We start from the raw sequence: 15626 nt of genomic DNA, 5'->3' as shown, positions 1-15626 counted from the left end.
CCTCAGATCCTGAATTGACCGACCAATTGCCCCAACCGCTGGCCCAGGTCCGCGAGGCTGCGCGAGGTCTGGGCGCCGAGCTGGGTTTCATCCGCTACGCTGTCCACCGCCACGGCAATCTGATGCACGCTGCGGTTGATCTCTTCGGCCACAGCAGTCTGCTCTTCGGCGGCGCTGGCGATCTGCGCGTTCATCGAGTTAATGGTACCGATCAGCTGGGCCATGGTATCGAGGGACGCCCCGGCTTCGTTGGCTTGGGCCGAGGTGCCTTCGCCCGCATCGCTGGAGCGGCGCATCGCGTCAACGGCGGCTTCGGTGCCCTTTTGCAGGCGATCGATCATGCCCTGGATTTCCTGGGTGCTGCTTTGCGTACGGCTGGCCAGGGCGCGCACTTCATCGGCGACCACGGCAAACCCACGGCCGGCCTCCCCGGCCCGCGCAGCCTCGATGGCCGCATTGAGCGCCAGCAGGTTGGTTTGTTCGGCAATCGAGCGAATCACACCGAGCACACTGACAATCGACGACACATCCTGCTGCAGGCTGTCCAGGGACACACCGCTGCTGCGGATATCGTTCACCAGCGCGTGAATCTGCGCGATGCTGCCGTCCACCACGCGTTTGGCGGCCTGGCCCTCGGCGTCGGTCTGTTGCGCGGCGACCGCAGCGCCCTGGGCACTGCGCGCAACTTCATGGGCCGCGGACGACATCTGGTTGATCGCGGTGGCCACCTGGTCGGTCTCGTGACGCTGGCGTTCCATGGCCTGCTCGGAGCGCTGGGCCTGGTCGGACACCTGGCTCACCAGCCCGGTGAGCTGGGCGGTCATTTCGGTGATCTGGCGCACCAGGCCGTGGATTTTATCGACAAACCGGTTGAACGCACCGGCCAGGTCGCCCAGTTCATCCTGGCTGGTGATGGCCAGGCGGCGGGTCAGGTCGCCTTCACCGGCAGCGATGTCGTCGAGGTTGGCTTTCATCAGGTTCAGCGGGCGCAGGATGGTATTGGCGACTAACATGCCCACCGCCGCAATCACCAGCAACACCACCACAGCCACGCCAAGGATGCTCAGCAGCACGCCTTGCATACGCTGTTCGACCTTGTCCTGGACCACCGCCACCTGGGCCTCGATACCGTCCAGGTTCACAGAGGTGCCGATAACCATGTCCCATTTGGGCAGGTATTCGGTGTAGCCGAGCTTGGGTACCAGTTCGGTCTGGCCGGGTTGGGTCGAGCTGTATTGCAAGTAGTGGCTGCCGTCCTTGCCGACCTTGACCAGGTCGCGATTGACGTAGACACCGTTGGGGTCACGGTTGTCCTTGAAGCTTTTGCCTACGCCGTCCGGGCTGTTGCCCTTGAACAGGCGGATGGTTTCGGAGTCGTAGCCGAAGAAATAACCGTCTTTGCCGTAGCGGGTGTTGGACAGCAACTTGACCACCTGCGCCCGCGCCGTGCTATCGCCGGGAGCAGCTGCGTCGTAGAGCGGCTTGATGGTGGTCATGGCCACTTCGACATAACCTTGCAAAGTGGCTTTGGCATCGTCGAGCAGGCGCTGGCGGGTTTCATCCACTTCGTTGCGGGCCTGGCCCTGCAGAATCCACACGGTGGTGAGGCTGATGACCACGGCAAACAGCAACACCGGCACAACGGCAAGGGCCAGGACTTTGGCCTTCAAACTCAGACGCATGGCTTTTCTCTCTTGTTAGTGGCGACTTGAGAGGTTAACGGCCAGGTAAGTGATTTCTGTAGGAGCGAGCTTGTGTGGCGAGGGAGCAAGCTCCCTCGCCACCGTAGAGGTGCAGTGCTTGCGTCAGAGCGTCATCGCAGCCAGCCAGCCAAACGCCAGCAACGGGATGTTGTAGTGCAGGAAGGTCGGCACCACGGTGTCCCAGATATGGTGGTGCTGGCCGTCGATATTCAGGCCGGAGGTGGGGCCGAGGGTCGAGTCCGATGCGGGCGAGCCGGCATCGCCCAATGCACCGGCGGTGCCGACGATGCACACGATGGCCAACGGGCTGAAGCCCAGTTGCACGCACAGCGGCACGAAAATCGCGGCAAGGATCGGTACCGTGGAAAACGACGAGCCGATGCCCATGGTGACCAACAGCCCCACCAACAACATCAGCAACGCCCCTACCCCACGGCTATGGCCGATAAACGCCGCCGAGGCTTCCACCAGTGAGCGTACGTCACCGGTGGCCTTGAGCACTTCGGCAAAGCCTGACGAGGCGATCATGATGAAGCCGATCATCGCCATCATCTTCATGCCTTCGGTGAACAGGTCATCGGTGTCGCTCCAGCGCACGATGCCCGACACCGAGAAGATCAAAAACCCGGCCAGGGCGCCGATGATCATCGAGTCCAGCCACAGCTGAATGATGAACGCCGCGGCAATCGCCAGGCCGGCCACCAGCAGGGTCAGCGGGTTGTACTGCACCGCCACTTGCTCGACGCGCTCGATTTTTTCCAGGTCGTACACGCGCTTTTTGCGGTAGCTGACAAACACCGCCACCAGCAGGCCGACTACCATGCCCAGCGCCGGCAACCCCATGGCGTGGGTGACGTTGACCTGGCTGATATCCACGCCGCTCTTGGCCACGTTGGCCAACAGGATCTGGTTGAGGAAGATATTGCCGAAGCCCACCGGCAGGAACATGTATGGCGTGATCAGGCCGAAGGTCATCACACACGCGATCAGGCGGCGGTCCAGTTGCAGCTTGGTCAGCACGTACAACAGCGGCGGTACCAGCAACGGAATGAACGCAATATGGATCGGCAGGATGTTCTGCGAGGCAATCGCCACCACCCACAACAGGCCGATCAACAGCCATTTGACGTGGCTGCCGCCGCTGGCTTCCTGGCGGTCCACCAGCAGCAAGGCTTTGTCTGCCAGCGCATGGGCCAGGCCGGACTTGGCAATGGCCACCGCGAAAGCGCCCAGCAGTGCGTAAGACAAGGCGACGGTTGCACCACCGCCCAGACCGCCGTTGAAGGCTTTGAGCGTGGCGTCGATCCCCAGGCCACCGGTCAAGCCGCCCACCAGGGCACCAACGATGATGGCGATGACCACATGCACGCGGGACAGGCTGAGCACCAGCATGGTGCCGACCGCGGCGATGACTGCGTTAATCATGGTTACCTCAAGCAAAAACATAAAAGACAGGCATGCCCGCGCACGGCCCATGGGAACAGCTGCCGGCGTGCAGGCTTGAAAGAGGTCTTATTAGAGGGCGCGCACTTTGCAGCAGGCTGGCGCTCATGTCAAAAAACGACGCCGCTTTGAGGTTTAAATGGGGCGTTTGAATAAAGAACCACGGGCGCCGGCCGATAAGCTGTTTCCATGTGCTTTCAGGTAAGGATGTCCCGATGTCGCTCAGGCAGCTCTCCATTCAATGGAAAATCACCCTGCTGGCGGGCCTGTGCCTGCTTGGGATCGTGACCCTGCTGGTGGGTCTGTCGCTGTATCGCATGGCGCAGAGCTCGGAGCAGGTCAAGGCGTCCAGCATGAAGATGCTCGACGAGGCCGCCCAGGCGCGCATTGAGGCCCAAGGTGAAGTGCAGGCGCTGGGCATTCGCCAGCAGTTCATGGATGCCTACCAATACGGCCATGGGTTTTCCCGCCAGGTACTGTTTTTGCGCGAACAGGCGGAGAAACGCTTTCTCGATGCCTTCGACACCCGTGAAGACCTGACCCGCCAGGTCAAGGCCGCCTTACAGGCCAACCCCGACCTGCTGGGTTTGTCTCTGGTATTCGAAGCCAATGCGCTGGATGGCAAAGACGAGCTATTCGCCAACCAGGCGGAACTGGGTAGTAATGACAAAGGCCGGTTCGCCCTGTATTGGTCGCAACCAACGCCGGGCAAGATCACCTCAATGGCGCTGCCTGAAAGCGACATGACCGACACCTCCATTAGCCCAAGCGGTGAAAAAGCCAACGCCTGGTTCACCTGCCCGCGCACGACCCTCAAGCCGTGTGTGATCGAACCCTATTTCTATGTGATCGACGGCCAGAACGTGCTGATGACCAGCATCGTGTTCCCGCTGATGGTCAATGGCAAAGTCATTGCGTCACTGTCGGTGGACATCAACCTCAACAGCTTGCAGGCCGTGAGCCAACAGGCCAGCCAGAAGCTGTACGACGGCCAGACCCAAGTCAGCATCCTCAGCCCCACCGGCTTGCTGGCCGGCTACAGCCCGGATGCCGGCAAACTCAGCCAGCGCCTGGAGCAGGTCGACACCGCCAGCGGTGCGCAGTTGGTCAGTGCCTTGGCCAACAGCACCCAGACCCACAGCCTGCGCACCGACCAGCAACTCAAGGTGCTGGCGCCGTTTGCGCCGATCCCAGGGGGCAAGTCGTGGGGCGTATTGCTGGATGTACCGGGAAAAGTTCTGGTAGCCCCCGCCGAGGCGCTGAAAACCCAGCTGGACGCTGACAATGCCAAGGGCACCCTGCTGGAACTGGGCCTGGGCCTGCTGGCCGCTGTGGTTGGCTTGGTGCTGGTGTGGTTGATGGCGCGCAGTGTGACTCGGCCGATTCTTGGCGTGGCGCATATGCTCGAAGACATCGCCAGCGGCGAAGGCGACCTGACCCGGCGCCTGGCTTACAGCAAACAGGACGAACTGGGCCAATTGGCTGGCTGGTTCAACCGTTTCCTCGACAAGCTGCAACCGATCATTGCCGAGGTAAAGCGCTCGGTGCAGGACGCCCGCGGCACCGCCGACCAGTCCGCCGAGATTGCTACGCAGACCAGTGCCGGCATGGAACAGCAGTATCGCCAGGTGGATCAGGTGGCCACCGCGTCCCATGAAATGAGTGCCACCGCCCAGGACGTCGCCCGCAGTGCCGCTCAGGCGGCCCAAGCTGCGAAGGATGCCGACCAGGCGACGCGCGAAGGCTTGACCGTCATAGACCGCACCACCGCCAACATTGGTGACCTGGCCGCCGATATGAGCACCGCCATGACCCAGGTGGAAGGCTTGGCCGCTAACAGCGAGAAGATCGGCTCGGTGCTCGAAGTGATTCGTGGCATCGCCGAGCAGACCAACCTGTTGGCGCTTAACGCCGCTATCGAAGCCGCCCGTGCCGGCGAGGCCGGGCGAGGTTTTGCGGTGGTCGCCGACGAAGTGCGCAACCTGGCACGACGCACCCAGGAGTCGGTGGAAGAAACCCGCCTGGTGATCGAACAATTGCAAAACGGTACTACCGACGTGGTCAGCTCCATGGGCAACAGCTATCGCCAGGCCCAAGGCAGCGTCGAACAAGTCGGCCAGGCCGTCACGGCCTTGCGCCAGATTGGCGACGCCGTCACGGTGATCAGCGACATGAACCTGCAAATCGCCAGCGCCGCCGAAGAGCAAAGCGCGGTGGCCGAAGAGATCAACAACAACGTGGCGACCATTCGCGATGTAACCGAGTCGCTGTCGGAACAGGCCAATGAATCGGCGCGGGTCAGCCAGGCGTTGAACAGCCTGGCCAACCAGCAGCAGGGGTTGATGGATCAGTTTCGGGTCTGAATGCAGCCAGGCTTTTCTGTGGGAGCCGGGCTTGCCCGCGATGCAACACCTCGGTATTTCAGGCAAACCGAGTCGATGCTATCGCAGGCAAGCCAGCTCCCACATTTTTGAACTGGGGTGGGTCAGTGCTAGCGGCGTGGTAGCTCGATCAATACCTTGAGCCCACCCAGCTCACTTTCCTGCAACTGCAACACCCCGCCCCACACCTCAACGATGTCCCGCACGATCCCCAATCCCAGGCCATGGCCGACCCTCTGCTCATCCAGGCGTGCGCCGCGGCTGAATACCTGGTCGCGCTGGGCCTGAGGAATGCCCGGACCGTCGTCCTCCACCGCTAACACGTAGCCCCGGGGCGTCTCGCTGACGCTCAAGCGCACCTCGGCATCCGCCCACTTGCAGGCGTTGTCCAACAGGTTGCCCAGCAGTTCCAACAGGTCTTCACGGTCCCAGGGCAAATGCAGACCCGGCGCGACATGATAGGCGAGGTCCAAGTGCTCACCATGGATCATGCGCAGGGTGGCCAACAAACCGGGTAGTTCTTTTTCACAGTCAAACAGTGCACCCGGCAGCGCATCGCCCGCCAGGCGGGCACGGTTAAGCTCGCGATTGAGGCGCTGCTGCACCTGTTCCAGTTGCTCGCGCAACAACTGGCTCAACTGCGGATGATCCTTGAGCGCATCACTGGAGGCTGCGCTCAACAGCACTGCCATAGGGGTTTTCAGCGCATGGCCCAGGTTGCCGAGGGCATTGCGTGAGCGCTTGAGGCTGTCTTCAGTGTGGGCCAGCAAATGGTTGATTTGCGCTACCAGCGGTTCCAGTTCCTGCGGCACCTGAGTGTCGAGTTGGGAGCGCTGGCCTTGCTGCAGTTGGGCGATCTGGTTGCGCGCCGTCTCCAGCGGGCGCAAGGCGCGACGCACGGTGACCCGTTGCAGCACCAGCACCAGCAGCAGCGCCACCCCCCCCACCACCAGGCCCACCTGACGCATCAGGCGAAAGCTTTCCCGCACGGGTGTGTAGTCCTGCGCCACGCTGATGGAAATCAACTTGCCAAAGCGCTTGTAGTCCGAGCGCAACACCAACAACTGCTGACCTTCCGGGCCCAATTGCAGGTTGCCCTTGAGCCCCGCCTCCGGGAGCCTGGGCAGTTCCTGATCCCACAGTGAACGGGAGCGCCAATGGACATCGGCAAAGTCGATACGAAAATAATGCCCGGAGAACGGCCGCTGATAAGCCGGCGACAGGCGCTGTTCATCCAACTGGACGCCGTTGGGCCCGCGCACCAGCGCCACCAGCAGGTTCTCGCTGTCGTTGCGCAAGCCCGCCTCCAGGTAGCGCTGCAAGCCTGCTTCAAACAGCAAGAGGCTGGTCTGCGCCAGTACCACGCCGACGATCACCATCACGCTGATCAACCCCAGGCTCAGGCGCCGCTGGATCGACTTCATGCCGGGGTGGCGCCAAATCGGTAGCCCTGGCCCCGCCGGGTTTCGATCACGCTGCGTCCCAGTTTGCGGCGCAGATGGTTGACATGGACCTCCAGTACATTGGAGTCACGCTCGGTCTCGCCGTCATATAAATGCTCGGCCAGATGGCTTTTGGACAGAATCTGTTCGGGGTGCAGCATGAAATAGCGCAGCAAGCGAAATTCAGCGGCCGTCAGTTGGATCTCGGCGCCATCGCGCAGTACACACTGGCGACCTTCATCCAGATGCAGGCCGGCGGCTTGCAGCGTTGGCTGGTTGGCTTGGCCGTGGGAGCGGCGTAACAGCGCCTGGATGCGCAGGTACAGTTCTTCGGGGTGAAAGGGTTTGCTCAGGTAATCATCGGCTCCGGCCTTGAGCCCTTCGATACGCTCGGCCCAGGAATCGCGGGCGGTGAGGATCAGTACCGGGATGGCCAGCGCGGCGGCCCGCCATTGCGCCAGCACCTCAAGCCCGGGCAAGCCAGGCAGGCCAAGGTCGAGGATGATCAGGTCATACGGCTCGCTGCGCCCTTGATACACGGCGTCGCGGCCATCGGCCAGCCAGTCGACCGCATAGCCCTGGCGCTGCAGGCCGGCCAGCAGTTCGTCGGCCAGGGGCACGTTGTCTTCCACCAGAAGCAGGCGCATCAGTCTTCCTCATCTTTGATCAACACACCATTGGTCGCGTCCAGCTTGATCTCGCGTACCACGCCTTCGGTAGTCACCAATTCCACTTCATAGGCGTATTGCCCGTGTTTCTTTTCCAGCTCGGCCTCCAGCAGCCGCGAGCCGGGATAACGCGCCATGGCTTGGTGCAGCAGCTGTTCCAGCGGCAGAATCACGCCCTGCTGGCGCAGGGCCAGGGCTTCATCCTGGTTGAGGTCGCGGGCCGCCAGGCTGGAGCAAAAAATCATGAGCAACAGCGCCACTCGACTGCCGACGCGTAAATTTACCTTCATTACGTATCCTGATGATTCTTGAGAACCTGCCCGGTGAGCGCGTTCAATTCAACGTCCCATTCAATGCCGTCGGCATCTTGCAGCTCCACTTCGTAGACGTACTTGCCGTATTCCTCATCCAGGTCGGTGTCCAGTAGCGTCGAACCGGGGTGAAGGGCCAGGGCCGTGGCTTCCAATTGATCGAAAGCGACAATAGTAACAGTGGCGGGCACGATCAGTGGCTTGTCAGGGTCCGCCGCGGCGGCCTGGGTCGCCGTAACGATGATGATAGCGGCGGCGCCCAGAACAGTGAGGCGCTTCATGATAAGTCTCCGTTACATGATGTTTTCCTACGCCGGTCACGGTACCTGTCGCAACTTAACTGAAACTGAATTGCCACCATGGCAATTTCCAAGCGGACCGTTTTCCCCACTGCCAGCGAGATTTTCTATAATGCCCCGCTTGCCTCAACAGAGACCGGTATGACTGCCATCCATATCAAGTTCCCTGCCTTGACCCTCAAGGCAGGCAAACGCGCGCTCAGCCGTATTCGCGAGCAGGGACTTGCGCCTGCCGACGTGGGCATCCTCCCCGGTGCGGCCGGTGGCCCCAAGGCCCTGGGTATCCAAGGGCTGGACTTGGCGCTGTTCGGTGACTGGTTGCCGCGCGCACCAAGGGAACGCGCGCTGATCGGCGCTTCCATTGGTTCGTGGCGGTTTGCCAGCGCCTGCCTGCCCGACCCGGTGCAGGGCTTGCTGGACCTGGGCCGCTTGTATAACGAGCAGCGCTTCGCCAAGGGCGTGACCATGGCCGAAGTCAGTCAGAGCTGCCAACGGATGCTCGATGACCTGCTGGCCGGCCGTGATGCGCGGGTGCTGGACAACCCCGACTACCGGCTGAACATCATGGTGGTCAAGAGCCACGGGCTGCTTGCCGATGACCACCGTGGGCGGCTGGGGCTGGGCTTGTCGTCGGTAATTGCCGATAACCTGCGGGGCCGCGCCCGGCTGTCGCGGCATTTCGAGCGGCTGATCATCCACGACCCGCGCCAGGCGCCGCCGGTACATCCGCTCAAGGACTTTGCCTCGCGCTTCATCGACCTGGAACTGGGCAACCTGCGCCAGGCGCTACTGGCATCCGGCTCAATCCCCATGGTCATGCAAGGCGTGCGCGACCTGCCCGGCGCCGGGGCCGGCACCTACCGCGACGGCGGCCTGCTGGACTACCACCTCGACCTGCCCTATCACGGCGATGACATCGTGCTGTACCCGCACTTCACCGACCGAGTCATCCCCGGCTGGTTTGACAAGGGCCTGCCGTGGCGACGCAGCAACCCGCAAGGCTTGCAGGATGTATTGTTGCTGGCGCCATCCAGGGACTACCTGGCCCGCCTGCCCCACGGCAAACTGCCAGACCGCAGTGACTTCAAGCGCTTTATGGGCGACGACCCGAGCCGCAACAAATATTGGCAAACCGCGATGAGCGAGAGCCGGCGGCTGGGGGATGAGTTCCTGGCATTGGCAGATAACGGTAAATTGGGCGAACACTTGCAAGCCCTTTGACCCCATGGGGCCTGCTGGCGAGGGGCGGTATGCGCAAGGGTTGATCAAACTGTTAAACTCGCCGCCTGCCAGACACCTGACCGAGCTGAAAACACTGTGGAAATCTTCAAGGAATTTACATTCGAATCCGCCCACCGCCTGCCCCACGTACCGGAAGGCCATAAATGCGGGCGCCTGCATGGGCATTCGTTCAAGGTGGCCATCCACCTGAGCGGCGACCTGGATCCCCATACCGGCTGGATTCGCGACTTCTCGGAGATCAAGGCGATTTTCAAGCCGCTCTATGAGCGCCTCGACCACAACTACCTCAATGACATCCCCGGCCTGGAAAACCCCACCAGCGAAGTGCTGGCCAAGTGGATCTGGAATGAATTGAAACCTCTGCTGCCGGAGCTCAGTGCAATCCGCATCCATGAGACTTGCACCAGCGGCTGCATCTATCGCGGCGAGTAAGCGGTAGCGTGTTGGAAAAACCACCTGCGGGTGGTTTTTTTTCGCAAACTGAATTCGACTGAGCCAGTTTGGCTCACCACTGCATTGCTTCTGCACCAGATTGGGCTGGGGGCAACTTGAAGACGCTTGCTCCCGTTAGCTGATGTGTATCTACCCCCTGCGTTGGCACGCACGATGCAAACGAGCTGCGTCACTACTCAGGGAGCAGCCCCCATGACGCATCAACCACCTGGCAACGATTACCCCCTCAGCGAAGTCCCCCTGCATGCGCGCAAAGGCCTTGCGTCCACGGCCATGGTGTTGCTGGGTTTTACCTTTTTTACCGCAACCATGTTTGCCGGCGGCAAGCTGGGGGTGGCGTTCAGTTTCATCGACATGCTCGGCGTCGTGGCCCTGGGTAACCTGTTGTTGGGTATCTATGCCGCAGGCCTGGGTTACATCGCGTTCAAGAGCGGCCTGAATTCGGTGTTGATGGGGCGTTTCTGTTTTGGCGAAGTGGGCAGCAAGCTCAGCGACTTGATCCTCGGTTTTACCCAGATCGGCTGGTATGCCTGGGGCACTGCCACGGCGGCCGTAGTATTGGGCAAGTATTTCCAACTGAGCCCAGGCAGTGTGCTGGGGTTGATGATGGTGTTTGGCTTATTGTTCTGCGCCACTGCCTATGTGGGGTATCGCGGGCTGGAAATCCTGTCCTGGATCGCAGTGCCTGCAATGGGGTTATTGTTGATCCTGTCGATGTGGGTCGCCACGGTGAAGGTCGGCGGGCTACCGGGGCTGCTGGCGGTGGTGCCGACCGCAGAGTTGGACTTGTCCACGGCGATTACCCTGGTGTTCGGCACCTTCGTCAGCGGTGCGACCCAGGCCACCAACTGGACGCGGTTTTCGCGCTCGGCCAAGGTCGCGGTGCTGGCCAGCCTGATCGGCTTTTTTATCGGCAATGGCCTGATGGTGCTGATCGGCGCCTATGGCGCCATCGTCTATCAGCAACCGGATGTGGTAGAGGTTTTACTGCTGCAAGGTTTCGCCATGGCCGCGATGGCGATGTTGCTGCTCAATATCTGGAGCACCCAGGACAACACCATCTACAACTTCGCCGTCGCCGGTTGCAACCTGCTGCGCACCCAGCGCCGCAAAACGGTGACCCTGGCCGGTGCAGTAATCGGCACCCTGCTCGCCTTGCTTGGCATGTACGACCTGCTGGTGCCGTACCTGATCCTGCTGGGCACCGTGATCCCGCCCATTGGCGGGGTGATCATGGCGGACTTCTTCTATCGTTATGGGGGCCAATACCCGCGCCTGGCGGATGCTCGCCTGCCGGCATTCAACTGGCCGGGTCTGGTAGCGTATGGGGTGGGTACCGTACTGGCGTTCAATTCGCCATGGGTCGCGCCGCTGGTGGGAATTGTTGCCGCATCGCTGACCTACGTGTTGCTCAGCGCCATACTACGCATCATGACCGCCGGGGCATCGATATCGCCTTGAGGATCCGGCGGCTGCCTGCCTGATTGTTTTTAGCCAAGAGGAACTTGACCATGCACATCATCAATGCCCGCCTGCGCAACCGTGAAGGCTTGCATGATCTGCACCTGGAACACGGCCGGATCGCCAGTATTACTGCGCAAACCAGCGTTCCCACGCTCGCGGCCGGCGATCTGGACGCCGCCGGCAACCTGGTGATACCGCCTTTCGTCGAACCCCACATCCACCTTGATGCCACGCTCACTGCCGGCGAACCGCGCTGGAACATGAGCGGTACGCTGTTCGAGGGGATCGAGTGCTGGGGGGAACGCAAGGCCACCATTACCCAGGAAGACACCAAGGCCCGGGCCAAAAAAACCATCCAGGCCCTCGCCGCCCACGGTATCCAGCATGTGCGCACACATGTCGACGTCACCGACCCGGACCTCACCGCGCTCAAAGCCATGCTGCAAGTGCGTGAAGAAAGCACGCACCTGATCGACCTGCAAATTGTTGCCTTCCCCCAGGAGGGCATCGAGTCGTTCCGCAATGGCCGCGAGTTGATGGAGGAAGCCATTCGCCTGGGCGCCGACGTAATCGGCGGCATCCCCCACTTCGAATACACCCGCGATCAAGGGGTCAGTTCGGTGAAGTTCCTCATGGACCTGGCCGAACGCACCGGTTGCCTGGTGGACGTGCATTGTGACGAAACCGATGACCCTCACTCACGCTTTCTCGAAGTACTTGCCGAAGAAGCCCGCAGCCGCGACATGGGCACCCGCGTCACCGCCAGCCACACCACCGCCATGGGCTCCTACGACAACGCGTACTGCGCCAAACTGTTTCGCCTGCTGGGGCATTCCGGCATCAGCTTTGTGTCTTGCCCCACCGAAAGCATCCACCTGCAAGGCCGCTTCGACAGCTTCCCGAAACGCCGCGGCGTCACCCGTGTCAACGAGTTGCTCGAAGCCGGCATGAACGTGTGTTTCGGCCAGGACTCCATCGTCGATCCCTGGTACCCGTTGGGTAATGGCAACATCCTGCGCGTGCTGGAAGCCGGCCTGCACATCTGCCATATGCTCGGCTACCGCAACCTGCAAAGCGCGCTGGACCTGGTCACCGACAACAGTGCCAAGGCCATGGCCCTGGGTGACCGCTACGGTCTGGAAGCCGGCCGCCCTGCCAACCTGCTGATCCTGTCGGCCGACAGCGACTACGAAGTCATTCGTAGCCAGGGCCTGCCGCTGTACTCGATCCGCAATGGCAAGGTGCTGATGAAGCGGCAACCGGCACAGGTGGAGTTTATGTAACCCGGTGGCTAGACGATGGAGTCGATATCCAGTGTTTGCGCCCTTGCCAGATCATCGTGGGAAGGCGGTGGGATGCTGGCAAATTGAGCAGGCTCGCGATTCTCACGGTGGCTGAACCAGCGTTTGAGGCAGGCGTGCAGGTGCGCAGCCTCCGCATGACTGCCGTAGACATCGCGGGCTTGAAGGCGACGCCAGCGCAGGCTGGCCAGACGCTCACGGCTGGTGTGCAAACGGTCGATCTCGGCGTTCAAGGCATCGTTGGTTTCATAGCTGCGATCATTGGCAGGGCGTAGACGGGCGAGGTCACGCCGTTTGGCCCGCAGTTGCGCGCGCATGTCCTCAAGAGCCTGGTCGAGCAGCTCAAACTCCCTTGGAGTCACCAAGGGGCCTTGGCTATCCAGGGTTTGTTGCCAGCGCCGCAATGTAGCCCAGGCCGCAGGGATGTAGCTGGTGGTCATGAAGTGTTGACCGGCCTGAAAAAGCTGCCTCAATAGATTGTCGCGGTCGGGCATGTCGCCCTGCAGTTGCAATGCGCGATTACAACCCGCCTCTTCGATGGACTCACAGCCCGGCTTCCATAACACCGAAGAATGGGTGCCATCCGGGAGCGTGATCGGCATGAAGTGATGTTGTTCACCATGATGTTGATAGGGGTTGCCCCCCATGCGCACCAACCCGGCGGCGAACAACAGGCCACCGGGTACAGGAGTACTGAATAAGGTGATGGCACCGGGTATCCAGAGTTTGGCGGTGGTGTTCATCCACGGGGCGGGGACACTAGGCACGGGGTCGTTGTGATTGACGATGCGGTGGTGGACCAGTGATGAAGCGCCGGCAGTGAATTCGGAGTCAGCGGCACGGGGCGCCCCATAGGTGTAAAGGAGGATGTTGTAGTGGGCGTCCGGCGTTCGGCGCAGTCCTTCGGCCAACAGCAATGCAATGGCGCCGCCGAGGCTGTGGCCGCAAATTACAATGCGTTGGCCGGTGTGAAACTGATCAAGGTATCGCAATACGAAATCACGCATAGCCCGGTAGGCTTGATAAAATCCGTCATGCACTTTTCCAACGCCTTCGGCAAACGCTACCTGATGGGCGTCTGCGTCACGTAGCACATCGGCACGGCTGACGGTTCCTCGCACAGCGATCAGGATTACCTCATCGTGGTGAGTGATGAAAGCCTGGGTGTCGGTGCCGAATTTTTCGTCATCGAAAAAGTGCAAGCGCGCAGGGTGCTCCTGTTCTTCCTTCAGTTCCGGTCGGTTTTGGGGATACAACTCAGGATCGAATGGCAGGATTTCGAAACGGCTGGAATAAGGGACCTCTTCATAGAGCGGATAAAAACGCTGCACTTGCTTCGGGTCAATTCGCCAGGCTTCGTGATACAACGAAAGCTGTTCAGCGAATAAATTTCCAACGCTTGGATCGAGCGGAAACCGGACTTCATGCAAAGGCCTTTCTGAGGGTTCCTGCCCAAAATCGCAATAACTCAACGCGGCAAACAATGCGAGCTGGTACAGGTTCAGGGCACTGAATCTGTCTTCAATACATAGCATTGGGCGCAACGCCCGTAGTGGTCGTACTTCGAGGACAGTGTGGTTGTTGGGGAACAGTACGATACCTGACAACGTTGGCTCGGGTGGGCCGAATCCAAGGTCGGCCATCATTTTCAGTACATGACGTTTGGGACTATGGGCACGAGGCGTTATCGCAGGTAAGTGGGCAACATGGCGTACTAGATCCCTGACTTCGACTTGGTAGAATTGGTTGGCTTGTTGTTGTGCAGGATTAGCCTCAACGCGACGCCCATCGGCCATAGCAAATCCAGTCTGCTCAGCACGAACTTGAAGCTCGGTAACTGGAAGCTGATAGGTCGGTCGCATCATTAACCGACGATATGGCTGCCCTGCTCCTGAATACAGGTCATCAAAAACAAGGATGACGGGGCCGCTATTAATATTTTCCAGCTTGGCAAAGCCTTCTCCATTCAATCTACCCTTGTACTGCTGTCCTACACTGTCGCGGACGGTATATGGCAGGCCGCCATACGTCGCGCCAACCCCGAGCTCATCGACCAGGCAAAAGCTGACCCAGTGCCCTCGCAATGAACAAGCTGGCGCACTGTCGCTGAAAAAGGATCGCGTCCTTGCGTCCAAATACATGGCTTAACTCCTTATCACTCACACGTTGGATAAATATTGCAGATGCGGCCATCCGGCATTTTTATTGGCTTGAAATCGGTGTTATTGCCATTGCAGTAAGCATCCAGATCGGCAAAATCTATACCCTTGCAGCGTTTCCACCCTCCTGGAACAGCGACCCAGTTATCGCCAAAAGCGGGGCGTTCCTCATCAGTCATCTTTAGCATCACCCTGAGGGTTCTCCCCCGCAGTTGATCGCGCTGTGCAGTTCCACCAACGCGTGTTGTCTGCAACTGTCCTAGCGAATTAACCGAACGGCACTGGAGGATTTTCCTGATTGCATGAAAGGGACCTACTGTCCGAAACAACCATTGACACTGACCTGATAGCTCCTTCACTCCTTTCTCCTGCATCCCAGGTATATCCAGATGATCGCTAATAGAGATATAGGCATCATCCCCCCCCACATCTGTATCCCGCGCGCCCCACTTCGCATAAAAACCAAACTCCACACTGCGCAGTACCAACGGGCAACCCTCTACCGTTTCAGCCAGCGGCAGTTCATAGCTAATCCTGCTCGCTACCGGTTTGTATTCCGTGAAAAAGACTTTTCGCTCTGGTCTCTTACCTCGACGCCTGGGTAAAACGCAGCGTTCACCCGTCGCAGGTCGGTAATTGGCAGCAGTTTTAAGTTCAAACTGGGCCGGCAAATCCACCTCCAATGTAAAACTATCCACCACCCGCCCCGCGCACCCCGGATTCCCCGCGCCCCCAAGAACAAGCAACACCGCTGCCATCC

At 60.4% G+C, this 15626-nt stretch carries 13 protein-coding genes; 5 read left to right on the top strand and 8 right to left on the bottom strand.

The window, feature by feature from the left end:
• Positions 1-2 precede the first annotated feature (2 nt).
• Complete coding sequence (locus E4O97_RS25685) at positions 3-1682, bottom strand: methyl-accepting chemotaxis protein (protein ID WP_078820849.1); 1680 nt, start codon at positions 1680-1682, stop codon at positions 3-5.
• 123 nt (positions 1683-1805) lie between these two features.
• Positions 1806-3125, bottom strand: coding sequence for a Na+/H+ antiporter NhaC family protein (locus tag E4O97_RS25680; protein ID WP_164366002.1), 1320 nt, complete (start codon positions 3123-3125; stop codon positions 1806-1808).
• 236 nt (positions 3126-3361) lie between these two features.
• On the opposite strand from E4O97_RS25680, the gene E4O97_RS25675 reads away from it, so the two are divergent.
• Complete coding sequence (locus E4O97_RS25675) at positions 3362-5509, top strand: methyl-accepting chemotaxis protein (protein ID WP_248162641.1); 2148 nt, start codon at positions 3362-3364, stop codon at positions 5507-5509.
• A 128-nt stretch (positions 5510-5637) separates the two neighbouring features.
• On the opposite strand, the gene E4O97_RS25670 is transcribed toward E4O97_RS25675, so the two are convergent.
• The 4 genes from E4O97_RS25670 to E4O97_RS25655 are packed head-to-tail and all read right to left on the bottom strand — an operon-like array spanning position 5638 to position 8229.
• Positions 5638-6951, bottom strand: a complete 1314-nt coding sequence (locus tag E4O97_RS25670) for a sensor histidine kinase (RefSeq protein ID WP_248162639.1) — start codon at positions 6949-6951, stop codon at positions 5638-5640.
• The gene (locus tag E4O97_RS25665; protein ID WP_005786867.1) at positions 6948-7616 is read right to left on the bottom strand and encodes a response regulator transcription factor; all 669 of its coding nucleotides are present in this window, start codon (positions 7614-7616) and stop codon (positions 6948-6950) included. The genes E4O97_RS25670 and E4O97_RS25665 overlap by 4 nt, the downstream gene beginning before the upstream one ends.
• Positions 7616-7927, bottom strand: coding sequence for a PepSY domain-containing protein (locus E4O97_RS25660; RefSeq protein WP_078820847.1), 312 nt, complete (start codon positions 7925-7927; stop codon positions 7616-7618). The genes E4O97_RS25665 and E4O97_RS25660 overlap by 1 nt, the downstream gene beginning before the upstream one ends.
• Positions 7927-8229, bottom strand: a complete 303-nt coding sequence (locus E4O97_RS25655; RefSeq protein ID WP_005786863.1) for a PepSY domain-containing protein — start codon at positions 8227-8229, stop codon at positions 7927-7929. The genes E4O97_RS25660 and E4O97_RS25655 overlap by 1 nt, the downstream gene beginning before the upstream one ends.
• 159 nt (positions 8230-8388) lie before the next feature.
• Here E4O97_RS25655 and E4O97_RS25650 point away from each other — a divergent pair, with 159 nt between their 5' ends.
• From E4O97_RS25650 to codA, 4 genes are all read left to right on the top strand, one after another.
• Positions 8389-9468, top strand: a complete 1080-nt coding sequence (locus E4O97_RS25650) for a hypothetical protein (protein WP_078820846.1) — start codon at positions 8389-8391, stop codon at positions 9466-9468.
• Between the two features lie 96 nt (positions 9469-9564).
• Positions 9565-9921, top strand: coding sequence for a 6-carboxytetrahydropterin synthase QueD (gene queD, locus E4O97_RS25645; protein ID WP_003190259.1), 357 nt, complete (start codon positions 9565-9567; stop codon positions 9919-9921).
• A gap of 213 nt (positions 9922-10134) precedes the next feature.
• Positions 10135-11403: a cytosine permease gene (gene codB / locus E4O97_RS25640; protein ID WP_248162636.1), complete on the top strand. Its 1269-nt coding sequence runs from the start codon at positions 10135-10137 to the stop codon at positions 11401-11403.
• Between the two features lie 50 nt (positions 11404-11453).
• Positions 11454-12689 carry a cytosine deaminase gene (codA, locus tag E4O97_RS25635; RefSeq protein ID WP_032876831.1) on the top strand — a complete coding sequence of 412 codons (1236 nt, stop codon included), beginning with the start codon at positions 11454-11456 and terminating at the stop codon, positions 12687-12689.
• Positions 12690-12697: 8 nt separating this feature from the next.
• Here codA and E4O97_RS25630 read toward each other — a convergent pair whose 3' ends face one another.
• The gene (locus tag E4O97_RS25630) at positions 12698-14848 is read right to left on the bottom strand and encodes a lipase family protein (protein WP_248162631.1); all 2151 of its coding nucleotides are present in this window, start codon (positions 14846-14848) and stop codon (positions 12698-12700) included.
• Between the two features lie 14 nt (positions 14849-14862).
• Positions 14863-15624, bottom strand: a complete 762-nt coding sequence (locus E4O97_RS25625; RefSeq protein WP_248162628.1) for a hypothetical protein — start codon at positions 15622-15624, stop codon at positions 14863-14865.
• Positions 15625-15626: the final 2 nt, after the last annotated feature.

The sequence above is a fragment of the Pseudomonas sp. W15Feb34 genome (genome assembly GCF_023127765.1).
In the GTDB taxonomy this organism is placed as follows: Bacteria; Pseudomonadota; Gammaproteobacteria; order Pseudomonadales; family Pseudomonadaceae; genus Aquipseudomonas; species Aquipseudomonas synxantha_A.
This window is presented reverse-complemented; position numbering and strand designations above follow the sequence as displayed.

Coding starts and splice junctions, on each gene's coding strand:
- E4O97_RS25665 (WP_005786867.1), bottom strand. CDS start 7,616: ATGCGCCTGCTTCTGGTGGAAGACAACGTGCCCCTGGCCGACGAACTG.
- E4O97_RS25650 (WP_078820846.1), top strand. CDS start 8,389: ATGACTGCCATCCATATCAAGTTCCCTGCCTTGACCCTCAAGGCAGGC.
- E4O97_RS25630 (WP_248162631.1), bottom strand. CDS start 14,848: ATGTATTTGGACGCAAGGACGCGATCCTTTTTCAGCGACAGTGCGCCA.
- E4O97_RS25625 (WP_248162628.1), bottom strand. CDS start 15,624: ATGGCAGCGGTGTTGCTTGTTCTTGGGGGCGCGGGGAATCCGGGGTGC.
- codB (WP_248162636.1), top strand. CDS start 10,135: ATGACGCATCAACCACCTGGCAACGATTACCCCCTCAGCGAAGTCCCC.
- E4O97_RS25655 (WP_005786863.1), bottom strand. CDS start 8,229: ATGAAGCGCCTCACTGTTCTGGGCGCCGCCGCTATCATCATCGTTACG.
- E4O97_RS25685 (WP_078820849.1), bottom strand. CDS start 1,682: ATGCGTCTGAGTTTGAAGGCCAAAGTCCTGGCCCTTGCCGTTGTGCCG.
- E4O97_RS25675 (WP_248162641.1), top strand. CDS start 3,362: ATGTCGCTCAGGCAGCTCTCCATTCAATGGAAAATCACCCTGCTGGCG.
- E4O97_RS25670 (WP_248162639.1), bottom strand. CDS start 6,951: ATGAAGTCGATCCAGCGGCGCCTGAGCCTGGGGTTGATCAGCGTGATG.
- E4O97_RS25660 (WP_078820847.1), bottom strand. CDS start 7,927: ATGAAGGTAAATTTACGCGTCGGCAGTCGAGTGGCGCTGTTGCTCATG.
- codA (WP_032876831.1), top strand. CDS start 11,454: ATGCACATCATCAATGCCCGCCTGCGCAACCGTGAAGGCTTGCATGAT.